Source organism: Oleisolibacter albus (assembly GCF_003336875.1).
In the GTDB taxonomy this organism is placed as follows: Bacteria; Pseudomonadota; Alphaproteobacteria; order Azospirillales; family Azospirillaceae; genus Niveispirillum; species Niveispirillum album.
Genome location: NZ_QGNJ01000002.1, coordinates 41,928 through 56,900 on the forward strand (window position 1 = coordinate 41,928; position 14,973 = coordinate 56,900).

Below are 14,973 nucleotides of genomic sequence, written 5' to 3' on the forward strand. Positions count from 1 at the left end.
GATCATGTTCTTGGCGGTCTTGGCTCATGCGCCGTCTCAGGGGCGAGGCTGTGGATAGCCTGGCCGGTTCGCCAGGTGGCGGTGGTGTCGCTGCCATCATCGCCCGCATGGGAGCCTTGCCGTGGAAGACGGGGTTCGGACCGCTGCGGGCTGCGCGCCGGCCCGGGGCCAGCCCGCTCCGGCCATTCTATCCGGCCATCGGGGTTGACTCGCGCCTTCTCCCCCGTGCCTGTGGATAAGTCTGTGTAAATTCGCGGTCTGTTCCGGTGCGAGTCCAGGATTCTCGCCAGCGGCTACGGCTTGCCCAAATGTTGTGCAGCAGCGAAAGGGGTAGGGATTCCGCCACCGACTCGGGGAACCCGGATGTGGTGGCGGCGTTGCGGCCCTTCACGGCGGCACTGCCGGGAACCGGCGATGGTCAAAGCACCGCTCGGGTGACCTCGGTTCTCAGGCTGCGCAGCGCGGCCGTCACCTGAGTGACGTCACCGAAGCGATGTGTTTCCACCATCAAGGCCCTGGCCAGATGCAGGCACCGGGTCTCGCACAGGGCGCGGCGGTCGGGGTCGGCAATGGACTCCAGGTCCATGTTGTGGGAAATGCCCAGGATGCGGCGGGTGATCTTGGCGCCGGCGAAGCCCAGCGCATCGGCGAAAACCCGGTCGAGATAGGCCTGCCGCTCGGCTTCCAGCGCCTGGGTGCCCGTGCTGTCCACGAACAGGGCGGCGGGATAGGCGTCGCCCGTGCCGCCGCCGCGCCAGCGGGCCAGGAAGCGGGTGCGGAAGCCGGTCCAGATCTCCTCCGCCGCGGTCAGGACGGCCTCCCGGCTGGCGTCGCGGGACGCCCCGGGGCCGGCATGCCCGTCCTGGGCCAGGGCGTTGAGCCAGAGATTGCCCAGCAGGGCGCCGATATCGAAGCCTATGGGGCCGAACAGACAGAATTCCGGGTCTATGACCCGGGTATCCTCCGCCGTGACCATGATCGAGCCGGTGTGCAGGTCGCCATGCAGCAGCGCCTCCGGGCTGGCCAGGAATTTCAGCTTCAGCCGGCTGGCGGCCAGCTTCCAGTCCGTGTCGGCCCGCACGGCGGCGGCCACCCCATCCAGCTGGGGGCTGGTCCAGCGGTTATGCGGATGGACCATGTAGGGCTCGGTGAAGACAACGGTTTCGGTCAGGCCGCACATCTCCCAGTTCCCGGCGAAGAGGCCCAGCAGGTCCTTCTTCTCGCGCGCCGGCAGGGCCAGATCGCTGGTGCCGTACAGCGTCTCGGCCAGGAAGCGGCCCATCTGCGCCGCCAGGGCGGGATAGGTCAGCCCCTCGACCAGCCCGTAGCGCAGGATTCTGTGCGGGGTCAGTGCCTCCATGACGATGGCGAACAGCATCTCGTCATAATGGATCAGGTGCGGCAGCCGGTCGGGGGCGAAGCGCGCCTGTACGCGCAGGGCCATCTGTTCGAACCAGGCCCGCTTCAGGCCCAGCGGCCAGCCCTCGCCGACCACCCGCAGATAGGGCAGGGCCTGCTTGACACAGACCGAGCCGGCGGGGCCATGAACCAGGAACACCTGGTTCATGTTGCCGTCCCCCACCTCCCGCGCCCGCCAATCGTCGGGGCCGCCACCCAGCCGCTCCGCCACGGTGGGAATGCCCGCCAGGAAGGCCGGGACCTGGGCCTCGGTCAGGATGCGGTATCCATCGGGCATGGCGAGCGGCATGGTGGTCTTCCTCTTCGACAGGGCTTTGGCCCTACTCTACCGGCCAGCCGAACAGGAGAGGAAGGCAGGGAACCCGGATCAACCCCGGTTCCCGGTCACATCCGCGTGGGGTCCATCGGAAAGGGGGGGGCGGCAGGCCCTGCCGTTCCGGCGACATTTCCCCCAGGCTTATGCGATTTGAAAGCGAGCGAGGCCCGGCCCGGATGGAACAGGCCAACCGGTCAGTTGTCGACCTGTTCGTCCTTCTGCACGCCCCAGAACTCATCCCGTCGCAGCCAGCCCTGATAGCCCTGAAGCTCGACCAGGCACCAATCGTTGCGGCATTTCAGCAGCTTGCCCATGACCCCGGGTTCCGCCTGGGCCACAGCGGGGCTGCCGGCGGAATTGTCCTGCCGCAGGACGCGCATGGTCCCTGTCACCACCAGGGTGCGCCGACCGCTCAGCATGCTCTGATGCACCCAGCCCTGGGCGCCGTCCACATCGCGGATGCGGCGCCAGGTGTCGAACTCCGCCGTGATCTCCACCGGCATGCCGGGACGGGTGAACTTCCATTCGATGGGATAGGACTTGCCGGGACCGGTGCGGACATTGACCTCGCCCGAACGCAGCGAGACGAAGCGGGGCACGGGCAGGCCGCTGCGGATGATGGCGTCGGGTTTGGGGTCGGCCTCCTGCGGCTCCTCGGCCAGGGCGCCGGTCGCGGCCGAGAGGGCGCCCGCCAGCAGCAACAGGGCCACCCTCACCGTGCGAGCAGATCGAAACCGCTGCATGACCATTGTCGCCCAAGACCTTGTCCGGAAAGCACAGCGGCGCCTCACCCGGCGCCGTTTGTCTTTGTGCCGCCCCCCTGGCGGCCGGTCAAGGGCAGCGGTCCCGGCGGATTGTCCCCTGCGCGGCGGGCCGCCGTCTGGACAAGGCGCGTCCACCCTTGTTACTTCATGCAAAAGTCCCAGGGAGGATCACGGGCATGGCCGAACGCAAGAAGCCGCTGATCATCGTCACGCGCAAGCTGCCGGACATGATCGAGACCCGGATGATGGAGCTGTTCACGGCACGGCTGAACCTGGACGACCATCCCTTGTCACGGGACGAGCTGGTCCAGGCGGTGCAGACGGCCGACGTGCTGGTGCCGACGGTCACCGACCGCATTGACGAGGCGCTGATCCGCGCCGCCGGGCCGCAATTGAAGCTGATCGCCAATTTCGGCAACGGCGTCGACCATATCGACCTCAAGGTCGCGCGCGAACGCGGCATCGCCGTCACCAACACGCCCGGCGTGCTGACCGAGGACACCGCCGACATGACCATGGCCCTGATCCTGGCCACGGCGCGGCGACTGACCGAGGGCGAGCGGCTGGTCCGCTCCGGCCGCTGGACCGGCTGGGGGCCGACCACCATGCTGGGGTCGCGTCTGGGGGGCAAGCGGCTGGGCATCATCGGCATGGGCCGCATCGGTCAGGCCTTGGCGCGGCGGGCCAAGGGCTTCGGCCTGTCGATCCACTATCACAACCGCAAGCAACTGCATCCCGAGATCGAGGCGGAACTGGACGCCACCTATTGGGAAAGTCTGGACCAGATGCTGGCCCGGATGGACGTCATCTCCATCAACTGTCCGCGCACCCCGGCCACCTACCATCTGCTGAATGCCCGCCGGCTGCAGTTGCTGAAGCCCAGCGCCATCATCGTCAACACCAGCCGCGGCGAAGCCATCGACGAGGCCACCCTGGCCCGCATGCTCCAGCGCAAGGAGATCGCGGGGGCCGGGCTGGATGTGTTCGAGCAGGAGCCCTCGGTCGATCCCAAGCTGCTGAAGCTGGAAAACGTGGTCCTATTGCCGCACCTGGGCTCCGCCACCTACGAGAGCCGGGTGGAGATGGGCGAGAAGGTCATCATCAACATCAAAAGCTTCGTCGACGGTCACGCCCCGCCGGACCGCGTGCTGGACCTGCTGTTCTGACGGCGCGCCGGGCGCTTCAGGCTATCCGGGTTCCCCGCCGGAGCGGTGGGGATGGGCACGCCGCCATGACGGTTTGATGATGCGAACATGACAGAGCGTTAAGGAAGCCGCCATCAATCGGTCACGGATGGCGTGGTTGGCTGCCGGCCGATTCCGTTCGTGCCGTCAGGGAGTTCGTCATGCGGCGCCTCGCCCTTCTTCTCGCCCTGTCCTGCCTCGTCGCCCCTGCGGCCCTGGCGGCAGCCCCCACCACCGCCGGGTCCCGGCCCCACAATGTCATCCTGTTCGTGCCCGACGGGCTGCGTGCGGCCATCGTGCGGCCGGACACGGCGCCGGCCCTGGCCGATTTGCGTGACAGGGGCGTGAACCTGGCCAACAGCCACTCGCTCTATCCCACCTTCACCACGCCCAACGCCTCGGCCCTGGCCACCGGCCATTATCTCGGCGACACCGGCGATTTCGGCAACGCCCTCTATACCGGCGTGCCCATCGCTGCGGCCACCGGCAGCGTCACTCCCTTCATCGAGGATGACGCCGTGCTGGAGGAGCTGGACGAGAAGTATGGCGGCAATTTCCTGAACGAGAGCACGCTGCTGCATGCGGCCCGGCAGGCCGGCCTGTCCACCGCCGCCGTCGGCAAGCTGGGGCCGACCAAGATCCAGGATGTCTCCGAGCCGTCCACCGGCCGCACCACCCTGGTCTTCGACGACCAGACCGGCACCGACAAGGGCGTGGCGCTGCCGCCGGACGTGCTGGCGGCGTTGCAGGCAGCCGGGCTGCCGGCCAAGGCGCCGGGCCGGGGCGAGAACGGCAAGACCAATCCCGGAACCCAGGTGGCCAATGTGGAGCAGCAGCGCTGGTTCACCGATGTGGTCACCCAGGTGCTGCTGCCCCGCTTCCGTCAGGCGGACAAGCCCTTCTTCCTGGTCTACTGGTCGCGTGATCCCGACGGGACCCAGCACAATCAGGGTGACAGCCCCGGCAGCCTGACCCCCGGCATCAACGGCCCGACCTCGCTGGCGGCCATCCGCAATGCCGACGACAATCTGGCCCGTCTGCGTCAGGCGCTGAAGGCGCAGGGTCTGGAGGACAGCACCGACATCCTGGTGGCCGCCGACCACGGCTTCTCCACCATCGCCAAGGAGAGCGCCACCAGTCCGGCGGCCAAGGGCAGCTATCCCGATACGCCGGCCGGCCAGCTTCCGTCCGGCTTCCTGGCGCTGGATCTGGCCAAGGCGCTGAATCTGCCGCTGTTCGACCCGGACAAGGGCAATGCGCCGGTGCCGGCCGGCGGACATCCCTCGCGCGGCAACGGGCTGATCGGCCCCGATCCGGCCAAGCCGGTGCTGATCGTCGCCGCCAATGGCGGGTCCGACCTGCTGTATCTGCTGGACGATGCCACGGCCAAGCCGGCGGCCGAGACCGTGGTCACGGCGCTGCTGGCCCAGGACTATGTCAGCGGTGTCTTCGCCGATCAGGCGCGGCTGGGGGCCATCCCCGGCACCCTGCCGATCGAGGCCATCAATCTGGTGGGGTCGGCCAAGCTGCCGCGCCCGGCCCTGGCGGTCAGCTTCCGCAGCTGGAGCACCGGCTGCGACACGCCGGAGCTGTGCGCGGTGGAGATCGCCGACACCGGCCTGCAGCAGGGCCAGGGCATGCATGGCAGCTTCAGCCGGGCCGACACCCACAATTTCCAGGCCGCCATCGGCCCGGACTTCAAGGCCGGCTTCGTCGATGCCGCCCCCAGCAGCAACGCCGATATCGGCCGCACCATCGCCCATCTGCTGAAGCTCAAGATCGAGGACAAGGGGCATCTGGTCGGGCGGGTCCTGACCGAGGCCATGCCCGGCGGTGTGCTGCCGTCGGTGCAGAGCCACCGCATGATGGCCCGCCCCGGTGCTGACGGTCTGGCGACGGAGCTGCGCTGGCAGTCCGTCGGCGACACCCACTATTTCGATGCCGCCGGCTTCAAGGGGCGGACGGTCGGCCTTGAGTAAGGACTGACCGCCCTTTATTCCTGCATGGAAAACCTCCGCACGGGGCGGTGGGGGAAGGGGGCGGATCGGCATGGGCTGGTGGAACCGTTGGGCAATGGCCGGGCTGCTGGTGCCGTTGCTCGCTGCCGCGCCCGTGCGGGCGGATCAGGTCCTGCAGGTGGGCAATGGGGATGAACCGGGGACTCTGGACCCGCAGAAGTCCCTCGACGTTCCCGGCGGGCGCATCCTGTTCTCCCTGTGTGAGGGGCTGGTCGGCATGGATGCCGCCGGCCGCCCCATCCCTGGCGCCGCCGAACACTGGCACATCAGCGCCGATGGCCGCACCTGGGTCTTCACCCTGCGGGCCGGTGCGCGCTGGTCGGACGGGCGGGCCATGTCGGCGGAAGACTGGGTCTGGTCCTGGCGTCGGGCCGTGACGCCCGCAATCCGGGTAGGGCTGCCCGAGGTGCTGGCCCCGATCCGGCATGCCGAGGCCATCATGGCCGGACGCCTGCCTCCCGATATGCTGGGGGTCCGGGCGCTGGATGCGCGGACGCTGGAGGTGGAGCTGGAACGCAACAGCCCGGAATTCCTCTACAACATGTCGGAGCGGGCGGCCATGCCCGTGCCGCGGCATGTCATCGAGGTCAAGGGCGATGCCTGGACCCGGCCCGGAACCATGGTCTGCAACGGCCCCTTCACCCTGACCGAGCAGGTGCCGCATGCCTATGTGCGCGCCGTGCGCAACCCCTATTTCCATGATGCGGCGTCGGTTGCCCTGGACGCGGTGGTCTGGCACGCCAGCGAGGACAATCAGACCGAGCTGAAGCGGTTCCGCACCGGCGAGCTGCATGTGACCGATACGGTTCCCAGCGCACAGCTGGATTGGACGCGCGACCATCTGGCCCAGGCCCTGCGGGTCGCCCCCTATGCCGCCACCGTGTTCCTTGTGCCGAATCTGACGCGGGAACCCTGGGCGTCCAGCCCCGGGCTGCGCCGCGCCCTGGCGCTGGCCATTGATCGGGACATGCTGGTGTCGCGCATCACCCGGGCGGGGGAGCGGCCGGCCTACACGCTTGTGCCGCCGGGCCTGGGGGGGATCGCGGGGGGACCGGACTGGGCGGCATGGCCGCAGGAGCGCCGTGATGCCGAGGCGCGCCGGCTGATGCGGGACGCCGGCTATGGTCCGGAGCGGCCGCTGTCGCTGGAACTGACCTACAATGGCAACGACACCAACGACCGCATCGTCGTGGCCGTGGCTGCCATGTGGCAGGCCAAACTGGGGGTGCAGACCGTTTTCCGTGCCGAGGATCTGAAGCAGCAGGTCGCGCGGATGCGCAGCAGGAACTGGACCGACCTGATCCGCATCAGCTGGGCCTGGAACCGTGCCCGCGGCTATCTGGCTCCCATGCTGCCGGGCGCGTCGAACTGGAACGGCTATGACAGCCCAGCCTTCCGGACGGCCATGCTCCAGGCCGACATGGCCCGGGACGAGAAGGCCTATGCCGCCCTGCTGGGCACGGCCCAGCTGACGGCCCTGGCCGACATGCCGGTAATCCCCCTCTATCATCAGACCAGCCGCCATCTGGTCAGCCCCCGCGTGCGGGGCTGGACCGACAATGTCATCGACCTGCATCTGCCACGCTGGCTGTCGCTGGCCGATCAGTAGCGCCGCCCCGCAGGGCGTGCAGACCCCGCCTGTCACGGCAGCCTTTGACTCCGCGCCCATTCTGCCCCATCTAGCGGGCCATGGGTGCAGAACATCACAGCAAAGCCTTCGCGCCGGCGCCGCGGGCGGACGGGCGTATCAATCTGGTCGGTCTTTCCCGCGAGGAGCTGGAGGCCACGCTGACGGCTGCCGGGCTGGAGAAATTCCGGGCGCGGCAGGTCTGGCACTGGATCTATTACCGCGGCGTGACCGACTTCGCCGCCATGACCACGCTGGCCAAGCCGGCGCGGGAGAAGCTGGCCGAGCATTTCGTCGTCGACCGGCCTGTGGCGGTGAAGGATCTGCAGTCGGAGGACGGCACGCGCAAATGGCTGTGCCGCTTCCATGACGGGCAGGAGGTGGAGGCCGTCCATATCCCCGAGGAGGACCGCGGCACGCTCTGCGTCTCCTCGCAGGTGGGCTGCACCCTGACCTGCCGCTTCTGCCACACAGGAACCCAGCTGCTGGTGCGCAACCTGCGGGCCGACGAGATCGTCTCCCAGGTCATGCTGGCGCGCGATGCGCTGGGCGAATGGCCCAGCCCGCCCGAGGGGCGCATGCTGTCGAACATCGTGATGATGGGCATGGGCGAGCCGCTGTTCAATTACGACAATGTGGCCAAGGCTCTGAAGATCGTCATGGATGGCGAGGGCATCGCCATCTCCAAGCGGCGCATCACGCTGTCCACCTCGGGCGTGGTGCCGATGATGAAGCGCTGCGGCGCCGAGCTGGGTGTCAATCTGGCCGTGTCGCTGCATGCGGTGAACGACGAGCTGCGCAGCCGCATCGTCCCCATCAACCGCAAATACCCGCTGGCCGAACTGATGGAGGCCGTGCGCACCTATCCCGGCCTCAACAACGCCCGCCGCGTGACCTGGGAATATGTCATGCTGAAGGGCGTCAACGACAGCCTGGCCGATGCGCGCGAGCTGGTGCGGCTGATCCGCGGCATCCCGTCGAAGATCAACCTGATCCCGTTCAATCCCTGGCCCGGCGCCCCGTTCGAGTGCAGCGACTGGTCCCAGATCCAGCGCTTCTCCGACTTCGTCAACGAGGCCGGCTATGCCAGCCCGATCCGCACCCCGCGCGGCAAGGACATCCTGGCCGCCTGCGGCCAGCTGAAGAGCGAAAGCCAGCGGCCCACGGCGTCGCAGCGCGCCGCCCAGATGGAGGTCCACAAGGCCCTGGCCGCCGAATACGCCGCCCGCGTGGCCGAAAAGGAAGCGGCCCTGTCACTGGGATAGGCCAGGGGTCGGGCGACGTCCGTCGCCCTGATGCGCGCCGGCATGGGACGGCGTGCCGACAGGAGGCCGAAAAGACGGAAGGCGCAGGGTCACCCCTGCGCCTTCGTCCTATCCGTGGGAGGCGTGCGTGCTCAGAAGGCGGCCAGGAACACCTGTTCCAGATCCTCCTGGGTGGCGCGGCGCGGGTTGGTCAGGCCGCAGACATCCTTCATGGCGTTGGCGGCCAGGGTGGGGACGTCCTCCTTCTTGGCGCCCAGATCGCTCAGCCCGGCGGGGATGTTGACATCCTTGGCCAGGGCGCGGATGGCGGCGATGCAGGCTTCGGCGCCGGCGGCGTCATCCTTTCCGGTCACATCCAGACCCATGGCAGCCGCCACGTCCCGCAGGCGGGCGGCGGCGACCGGGGCGTTGAAGCTCTGCACATGCGGCAGCAGCACCGCGTTGCAGACACCGTGCGGCAGGTCGTAGAAACCGCCCAGCTGGTGCGCCATGGCATGGACATAGCCCAGCGAGGCGTTGTTGAAGGCCATGCCGGCCAGGAACTGCGCATAGGCCATGGCCTCGCGCGCGGCCACGTTCTTGCCGTCCTTCACCGCGGTGCGCAGGTTGCTGACGATCAGCGTCACCGCCTTCAGGGCGCAGGCATCGGTGATCGGGGTGGCGGCGGTGGAGACATAGGCCTCCACGGCGTGGGTCAGGGCGTCCATGCCGGTGGCGGCGGTCAGGGCCGGCGGCATGCCCAGCATCAGCTCGGGGTCGTTGACCGACAGCATCGGGGTGACATGGCGATCGACGATGGCCATCTTCACATGCCGCGCCTCGTCGGTGATGATGCTGAAGCGCGTCATCTCGCTGGCGGTGCCGGCCGTGGTGTTGATGGAGATCAGCGGCAGCTGCGGCTTGGCCGAGCGGTCCAGACCTTCGTAATCGCTGATATGGCCGCCATTGGTGGCGCAGAGCGCGATGCCCTTGGCGCAGTCGTGGGGCGAGCCGCCGCCCAGCGAGATCACGCAGTCGCAGCCGGCTTCGCGCAGCTTGGCCAGACCGGCTTCCACATTGCCGACGGTCGGGTTCGGCTTGGCCCCGTCATAGAGGGTGACCATGATGCCGCCCTCGTTCATCAGATCGATCACCTTCTGCGCCAGGCCGGATTTCGCCAGTCCGGCGTCGGTGACCAGCAGGGCATTGTTCAGCCCGCGGTCAGCGATGGCCTTGACCGCCTCGGACAGGCAGCCCGCGCCCATGATGTTGATGGCGGGGATAAAGAAGGTGCTGCTCATGGTACTCTCCCTTGGCGGAAGCGCGGCTTGCGGTGCCGCGACGTTTCAGTCGATCCGCACGCTAGGGCGTCATCTCCATCGGGACCTTGATCTGTGTCAGGCCTATCCGTTGGGATGGGCAATAGCTTCGGGCCGACGCTGTTCCATCGGCGTGGGACCGGCCGGCGTGGGGTCGGCCGGCAAGGGATTGGCCCGGCGGGGTGCGCCCGGCCCGCTGCGCCTCAATGCGCCTCGGCCCAGCTGCGGCCGGTGCCGGCCTCGGCCACCAGGGGGACGCCCAGGCTGGCAGACCCCTCCATGACCCGGCGGACCAGGGCCGCCGTCTCTTCGGCTTGATCCGCAGGCACTTCGAACAGCAGTTCGTCATGCACCTGCAGCAGCATGCGGGCGTCGAGCTTGGCCGCCGTCAGCGCGCCGGGCAGGCGGGCCATAGCGCGCTTGATGATGTCGGCGGCCGTGCCCTGCACGGGCGCGTTGATGGCCTGGCGCTCGGCATAGGCACGGCGGGCGGCGTTCTTCTCCTGGATGCCGGGGATCCAGCATTTGCGGCCCCACAGTGTCCGCACATAGCCGTGCGCGCGGGCGAAGGCCTTGGTCGTTTCCATGAAGCTCTGCAGCTCGGGGAAGCGCTCGAAATAGGCCTTGATGAAGGCGCCGGCCTCGCCGGGCATGATGCCCAGCTGGCGCGACAGGCCGAAGCTGCTGATGCCGTAGATGATGCCGAAATTGATGGCCTTGGCCCGGCGACGGATCTCCGGCGTCATCGCGGCCAGCGGCACGCCGAACACCTGGCTCGCCGTCATGGCGTGAATGTCGATGCCCTCGTTGAAGGCCTGCTTCAGGGCGGGGATGTCCGCCATCTCCGCCACCAGCCGCAGCTCGATCTGGCTGTAGTCCACCGACAGCAGCACATGGCCCGGCGCCGCCACGAAGGCGCGGCGGATCTTGCGCCCCTCCTCGGTGCGGATGGGGATGTTCTGCAGATTGGGGTCGGTGGAGGACAGCCGGCCGGTGGAGGTGATGGCCATGGCGAAGCTGGTATGGACCCGGCCGGTGCCGGCGTCGATCTGCTCGGCCAAGGCGTCGGTATAAGTGGATTTCAGCTTGGCGAACTGACGCCAGTCCAGCACCTTCTGGGCGATTTCCACCCCGCGCTCGGCCAGGTCCTCCAGCACGGCGCTGTCGGTGGACCAGGCCCCGGTCTTGCTGCTCTTCTTGCCGCCGGGCAGTGTCATCTCCTCGAACAGGATCTCGCCCAGCTGCTTGGGGCTGCCCACGTTGAAGCTGCGGCCGGCGGCGGCCTGGATCTCGGCCTCCATCACCGCCATGCGCTCGGCGAAGTCGCCGGACAGCTGGCGCAGCACGGCCCGGTCCACCAGCACACCGGCCATTTCCATATCGGCCACCACCCCGACCAGGGGCCGTTCGATGGTCTCATAGACCGTGACCATGCGGTCGGCCAGCAGGTCGTGCTTCAGCACATGCCACAGCCGCAGGGTGATATCGGCATCCTCCGCGGCATAGGCCGTGGCCTTGTCCAGCGGCACCCGGTCGAAGGTGATGCGGGCCTTGCCGGTGCCGGTGACGGCATCATAGCTGATGCAGCTGTGTCCCAGATGCAGCAGCGCCAGCTCGTCCATGCCGTGGCCGTGCTTGCCGCCGGCCAGCACATAGGACATCAGCATGGTGTCGTCGATGGGGGCGACGCGGATGCCGGCCTTGGCGAACATCTGCGCGTCGAACTTGATGTTGTGCCCGATCTTCAGCACGCCGGGATGTTCCAGCAGCGGCTTCAGCAGGGCCAGGGCCTGATCCACCGGGATCTGTGCCGGCGGCGGCGGCGCGGTGCCGAAATCCAGGCCGCCGGACGGCTCCTTGGGCGAGGCCGGGTCCACATGGCGCAGCGGGATGTAGCAGGCCCGGCCGGGGCGGGTGGCCAGCGAGATGCCGACCAGATTGGCCCGCACCGGGGTCAGCCCGTCGGTTTCCGTGTCGACGGCCACGGCGCCGGCCTCCAGCGCCTCCTCGATCCAGGCGGCGAGGTCCTCCGCCGAGGTCACACAGGCATAGTCCACGGTCTCCGGCCGCGGGATATGGGCATCGCCGCGCGCCATCGCGGCTTCCGCCGGGGCCTGTGGGGCATAGCTGCGGCTGTCCAGCCGTGTCCGTGTCTCGGCCCCCGCCGGCTCCCGCGCCGGGGCGTCGGGGCCGTCGATCAGCCGGCCGTCGCCGGCCATCTCGGCCTCCACCTTGTGGATGATGGAGCGGAAGCCCTGCTGCTTCAGCCAGCCGATCAGCTTGGCATGGTCGGGCTCGCGGACCTGTAGATCCTCCACCGGCACCGGCACCGGCACCTGCGGGTCCAGCGTCACCAGCCGCTTGGAGATGCGGGCCAGCTCGGCATTCTCCAGCAGCTTCTGCCGGCGGCCGGCCTGCTTGATCTCGCCGGCCCGCTCCAGCAGCGCCTCCAGCGAACCGTATTCGGTGATGAGCTGGGCCGCCGTCTTGACGCCGATGCCGGGCACGCCCGGCACATTGTCGACGCTGTCGCCGGCCAGCGCCTGGACATCCACCACCTTCTCCGGCGGGACGCCGAACTTCTCCGCCACCTCCTCCGGCCCGATCAGCTTGCCCTTCATCGGGTCCATCAGCCGCACGCCGTCCTGCACCAGTTGCATCAGATCCTTGTCGGAGCTGACGATGGTCACCGGGCGGCCCCGTTCCCGCGCCTGGCGGGCATAGGTGGCGATCAGGTCGTCGGCCTCGTACCCCTCCAGCTCCAGGCAGGGCAGGCAGAAGGCCTCCACCGCCTCGCGGATCAGGGCGAACTGCGGGCGCAGATCCTCCGGCGGCTCGGGCCGGTGGGCCTTGTAGTCCGGATAGAACTCGTTGCGGAAATTCAGGCGCTTGGCATCGAAGATGACGGCCACCGCCTCCGCTTTCAGCTCGGCCAGCAGCTTCATCAGCATGTTGGTGAAGCCCAGCACGGCGTTGACGGGGGTGCCGTCCGGCCGGTTCAGCGGCGGCAGGGCATGATAGGCCCGGAAGATGAAACCCGACCCGTCCACCAGATAGAGCGGGCTGCCCGCGGCGCCGGCCGGATCGGCGGCGGCAGGGGCGGGGGCGTCAGTGCTGGTGTCGCTGGTCATCGGGCGTGTCCGCTGTTCCGGAAGCGTTCGTGGCGGCGAACATGGCCCAGGACGGCGCGGGAGTCGAGGGGCTGCCCGGAGAACACAGGTCCCGTGCCGCCGGCCATAGTGCGCCGTGGCTGGCGGCCCGGCCTCGGTCGCGCCTATACTTCGCCTGTCCCTGTTCCCGCGCCCGGACGTCCCGTGACCGTCATCCCGTCCCGCTTCCGCCAACTGGGGACCGCCCTTCTGGGGCTTCTCCTGCTGCTGACCGCGCCGCCCCTGGCCGCCCCGGTCCTGGCCGCCGAAGGGGGGACGCTGCCCATGACCCTGCTGTTCGTCGCCCGCACCGGCGATCCCGAGGGGTGGGAGGGACAGGGCGGTCTGGCGCGCCTGGCCACGCTGCTGGCGCGGGAACGCTCCGGCAGCCGGCCCACCCTGCTGCTGCATGGCGGGGACGTGCTCAGTCAGGGGCCCCTGTCCGCCTTCGACCAGGGTGCGCACCAGATCGACCTGCTGAACCGGCTGCGTGTCGATGTCATGGGGGTGCAGGCGCTGGACTTCAACCATGGCGAGGACATCATCAGCCGCCGGGCGCAGGAGGCCGTGTTCGCCGTCGTCGCCAGCAATGTGCAGGATGCGCGCAGCAACCGGCCGCTGGACGGGCTGGAGCGGTCGGTGCTGCTGAAGGCCGGCGGCGTGGCCGTGGGCGTGGTGTCACTGCTGGGGCCGGAGGATCTGTCGCGGACCACGGCCCGGGACAGCCGGGTTCTGGACCCGCTGGAGGCGCTGCGGGTCCAGGCGGCGGCCCTGCGCGGCCGTGGCGCGCGGCTGGTGGTGGCGCTGACCAGCGACCGCGGTGATCTCGACCATGCCGTGGCCGCCAGCGGCCTGGCCGATATCGTCGCCACGGTCCAGCGCGCCAGCGAAAAACCGGGCAGCCGCCAGGACGGTGCCGTGCTGACCGTGGTTCCGGGGACGGCGGGCACCAGCGTCATCGCCGTCGATCTGGAGTTTCGCGCCGGGGATGCGGGGCCGGCACGCTCTGCCGTGCGCGTGCTGAGTACCGCCGGTCTGCCGCCCGATCCGGCCATGGCTGCGCTGGTCGATGCGTATGTCCAGCGCCTGGCACCCCGCCGCGCGGCGCCGGTGCTGGCCCTGACCGCCGCCGCCGATACCCGCGTCGGCCCCATCCGTCAGGCCGAGAACGGTCTGGGCAATCTGGTGGCGGATACGGTGCGGCGGACCGTGCGGGCCGATGTGGCCCTGATCAATGGCGGGTCCTTCCGCAGCTTCCGGACCTATGAGGCCGGCACGGTCCTGACCCGGCAGGACATCATGGAGCTGCTGCCCTTCCGCAACCGCATCCTGCTGCTGCGGGTCAGCGGTCAGCAGCTGCGCGCCGCGCTGGAGAACGGCGTCTCCACCCTGGGCCTCGCCGATCCGCCGGACGGACGCTTTCCCCATGTGTCCAATCTGCGGCTGCGGATTGACGCCACGCGCCCGCCGGGACAGCGTGTCCTGGCCGTCAGCATCGGCGGCGAAGCGCTGGAGAATGACCGCCTGTACCGTCTGGCCGTGCCCGATTTCCTGGCCGACGGTGGCGACGGCTACCGCATGCTGGCCGATGCGCCCCGGCTGCTGGGGCCGGCGGAAGCCGATCTGCTGTCCACCATCCTGATGGCGGAGTGGGGCAATCTCGGTCATGCCGCGCCCGAGATCGATGGCCGGCTGCAACTGGAACATGCTGTGCCGTGACCCTGGGCCGCCGATCATGCTAGTCTGAAAGGATGGTGGGCCGGTGCGGCCCCAGGATGACGTCCGGACAGCAGCATGCCCGCGGCAGCGCCGCCCCCTGATCCACGCTTCCCTCACCGACGCGTCTCCGGCCAACGCGTCTCCGGCCAACGCGTCTCCGGCCAACGCGTCCCCGGCCCGCGCCGCGCCTGTGCCGGGGCACGGATGGAGAGGC

Annotated in this window: 9 protein-coding genes; 5 read left to right on the forward strand and 4 right to left on the reverse strand. The window is 69.1% G+C overall.

All coding sequences use genetic code 11. From position 1 onward, the window contains the following. Positions 1 to 418 precede the first annotated feature (418 nt). Together mtnK and DK368_RS03250 are read right to left on the reverse strand one after the other, a co-directional pair. Positions 419 to 1,708, reverse strand: a complete 1,290-nt coding sequence (gene mtnK / locus DK368_RS03240; RefSeq protein ID WP_114392137.1) for an S-methyl-5-thioribose kinase — start codon at positions 1,706 to 1,708, stop codon at positions 419 to 421. Between the two features lie 221 nt (positions 1,709 to 1,929). After that, positions 1,930 to 2,445, reverse strand: a complete 516-nt coding sequence (locus tag DK368_RS03250; protein WP_240002317.1) for an SH3 domain-containing protein — start codon at positions 2,443 to 2,445, stop codon at positions 1,930 to 1,932. Between the two features lie 230 nt (positions 2,446 to 2,675). On the opposite strand from DK368_RS03250, the gene DK368_RS03255 reads away from it, so the two are divergent. The 4 genes from DK368_RS03255 (at position 2,676) to rlmN (ending at position 8,593) form a co-directional block, all read left to right on the forward strand. Further along, entirely contained in the window at positions 2,676 to 3,665 is a 990-nt protein-coding gene (locus DK368_RS03255; protein WP_114392140.1) for a 2-hydroxyacid dehydrogenase, read from the forward strand. A gap of 179 nt (positions 3,666 to 3,844) precedes the next feature. Beyond that, positions 3,845 to 5,662 carry an alkaline phosphatase family protein gene (locus tag DK368_RS03260; RefSeq protein WP_114392141.1) on the forward strand — a complete coding sequence of 606 codons (1,818 nt, stop codon included), beginning with the start codon at positions 3,845 to 3,847 and terminating at the stop codon, positions 5,660 to 5,662. A 94-nt stretch (positions 5,663 to 5,756) separates the two neighbouring features. Continuing rightward, positions 5,757 to 7,310 carry a peptide ABC transporter substrate-binding protein gene (locus DK368_RS03265; protein WP_162305842.1) on the forward strand — a complete coding sequence of 518 codons (1,554 nt, stop codon included), beginning with the start codon at positions 5,757 to 5,759 and terminating at the stop codon, positions 7,308 to 7,310. A gap of 80 nt (positions 7,311 to 7,390) precedes the next feature. Continuing rightward, positions 7,391 to 8,593, forward strand: coding sequence for a dual-specificity RNA methyltransferase RlmN (rlmN, locus tag DK368_RS03270; RefSeq protein WP_114392143.1), 1,203 nt, complete (start codon positions 7,391 to 7,393; stop codon positions 8,591 to 8,593). Positions 8,594 to 8,724: 131 nt separating this feature from the next. Here rlmN and yiaY read toward each other — a convergent pair whose 3' ends face one another. Both yiaY and polA read right to left on the reverse strand, forming a co-directional pair. Then, on the reverse strand, positions 8,725 to 9,873 hold the full coding sequence (gene yiaY / locus DK368_RS03275; RefSeq protein ID WP_114392144.1) for an L-threonine dehydrogenase: 1,149 nt from the start codon (positions 9,871 to 9,873) through the stop codon (positions 8,725 to 8,727). Between the two features lie 221 nt (positions 9,874 to 10,094). Further along, positions 10,095 to 13,022 (reverse strand): DNA polymerase I, encoded by a 2,928-nt coding sequence (gene polA, locus DK368_RS03280; RefSeq protein ID WP_114392145.1) that lies wholly within the window; start codon positions 13,020 to 13,022, stop codon positions 10,095 to 10,097. Positions 13,023 to 13,205: 183 nt separating this feature from the next. Between polA and DK368_RS03285 the strand changes: the two genes are divergently transcribed. Further along, positions 13,206 to 14,759, forward strand: coding sequence for a bifunctional metallophosphatase/5'-nucleotidase (locus DK368_RS03285; protein WP_114392146.1), 1,554 nt, complete (start codon positions 13,206 to 13,208; stop codon positions 14,757 to 14,759). The last annotated feature ends 214 nt before the right edge of the window (positions 14,760 to 14,973 follow it).

What these genes read in the sequence shown, in the direction of transcription:
- yiaY (WP_114392144.1), bottom strand. Translation starts at nt 9,873, where the DNA reads ATGAGCAGCACCTTCTTTATCCCCGCCATCAACATCATGGGCGCGGGC.
- DK368_RS03260 (WP_114392141.1), top strand. Translation starts at nt 3,845, where the DNA reads ATGCGGCGCCTCGCCCTTCTTCTCGCCCTGTCCTGCCTCGTCGCCCCT.
- mtnK (WP_114392137.1), bottom strand. Translation starts at nt 1,708, where the DNA reads ATGCCGCTCGCCATGCCCGATGGATACCGCATCCTGACCGAGGCCCAG.
- DK368_RS03265 (WP_162305842.1), top strand. Translation starts at nt 5,757, where the DNA reads ATGGCCGGGCTGCTGGTGCCGTTGCTCGCTGCCGCGCCCGTGCGGGCG.
- rlmN (WP_114392143.1), top strand. Translation starts at nt 7,391, where the DNA reads ATGGGTGCAGAACATCACAGCAAAGCCTTCGCGCCGGCGCCGCGGGCG.
- polA (WP_114392145.1), bottom strand. Translation starts at nt 13,022, where the DNA reads ATGACCAGCGACACCAGCACTGACGCCCCCGCCCCTGCCGCCGCCGAT.
- DK368_RS03255 (WP_114392140.1), top strand. Translation starts at nt 2,676, where the DNA reads ATGGCCGAACGCAAGAAGCCGCTGATCATCGTCACGCGCAAGCTGCCG.